The organism is Microcoleus sp. B9-D4 (assembly GCF_036705105.1).
In the GTDB taxonomy this organism is placed as follows: Bacteria; Cyanobacteriota; Cyanobacteriia; order Cyanobacteriales; family Microcoleaceae; genus Microcoleus.
The window spans coordinates 1-1,425 of the sequence record NZ_JAUBTS010000169.1 but is presented as its reverse complement, the minus strand read 5'-3'; the positions used below and the strand labels follow the sequence as shown (position 1 = coordinate 1,425).

The window sequence follows — 1,425 nt, the reverse complement described above, 5'->3', positions numbered from 1 at the left end:
TTTTTCTTGCACCATTATTGATCGTCCGCTCTCTTAATCCTGGTGGTGTAACCTTTTGACACTGATTCAGCAAGCCCCAAATAGTGTCTGAGAATTACATCGACACTGTTACCGCAGGCAGTAGCAATGTAAAGTAGTGCATTGTTGTCGTGTTTGTTAGCTTCTGCTGTGAGAGTGATGTAAGTGTGTCTGGTATGGTAAGGAGAGAGATAGCCTGAGATTTTACCTTCCTCTACCAGTTGTCGGACTATACCAGGGTAGATATACTCTACCTCTGTGCCGTCAACGGACGTTCTATTTTGTTTATAGCCTAACCAGTGATTCCTGATGACACTAGAAGACATAAACTTAGTTTTCTTGTTAGGAAAAACTAGGTTACTCGAACTTTCAATTTTTAGGCTTAGCAGCAACTCCTTTAAACGAGAATTGTCACTAAAGTAAAAAAACCTTGCCTCTCCCGTTTTGGTGTCTTTTACTTTACGTGTTGAGGAGCCTAGTGATTTACTAAAGCGAATCAGATTTCGTTCAAAGTCAACATCTCTCCAAGTAAGCGGTAATGCTTCACTCGTCCTACACCCGGTCAAGAAGTAAAACTCAATTAAGGGTGCATAAACTCTGTCACTTGACTTTGTAGACTCATAAAAAGCCTTGATGATGATATCTCGCTCTTCCTTGGTGAAAGCACGTCTATCAAGCTCTAGCTCTTCTTCGTCTAACACTTCATGCCATTCTTTTTCCTCCCCGTTCACTATCTTGGAAGCGTACTTTTGCTGTGTTGTAACAGCAGGTGTACTGAACTTGTCCAAAACAAAGGGATTCTCAGTAGTTGGATTAACTAACATCCCTTTTGATTTACAAAAGTCGAAAGCTCGATTTAGTTCCGCCACAAAGTATGGTTTACGGTAAATTTTTACATCTCCGATTGCGATCGCAATTTTGGTTTTATTATCTAAGTGAACGATTGACAGGTTTGAGTCAGACTGAGAGTAATCATTGGTTTTTCTGTTCCAAACTTTACCGTATAAGGCATTAGACAAAGTTGTAAATGCTTCCTTAAACGTAGTCTCCTCCACAACAGTCTTTTTCCACTCTAGGTATGCTTCCCACATCTCCCCTACTGTTGTCTCAGGTTCCGGCTGTTTAGCACCTGGTAATTGGAGCACGTCTGCTAGCTTGGCATATTTACCCCCTCCCAGTCCGTACTTGGCAAGTGTGATGTCGAACAGCTTTTCCCATTCAGGGTGGTCAAGGTCAGCCTCCATAGCGATCGCTAATTGAGTAGCACGTTTCCAGTCCTCTGGGTTGTCAGCACTGAACCCGTACTTAGTTAGGTACAGGTAGTTAGGCTTAAGTAGGTCGGCATAAAAAAACCAAAGTAAGTAAAGAAATGTTAAGAGCGGGTACGGGAACTAAATTTAAAGCGAT

General features: G+C 41.9%; 1 protein-coding gene. It reads right to left on the bottom strand.

Annotation, left to right across the window (positions count from 1 at the left end; translation table 11 throughout):
- Window positions 1–14 precede the first annotated feature (14 nt).
- On the bottom strand, window positions 15–1,262 hold the full coding sequence (locus QUB24_RS33385; RefSeq protein ID WP_333157872.1) for a tyrosine-type recombinase/integrase: 1,248 nt from the start codon (window positions 1,260–1,262) through the stop codon (window positions 15–17).
- Window positions 1,263–1,425 lie beyond the last annotated feature (163 nt).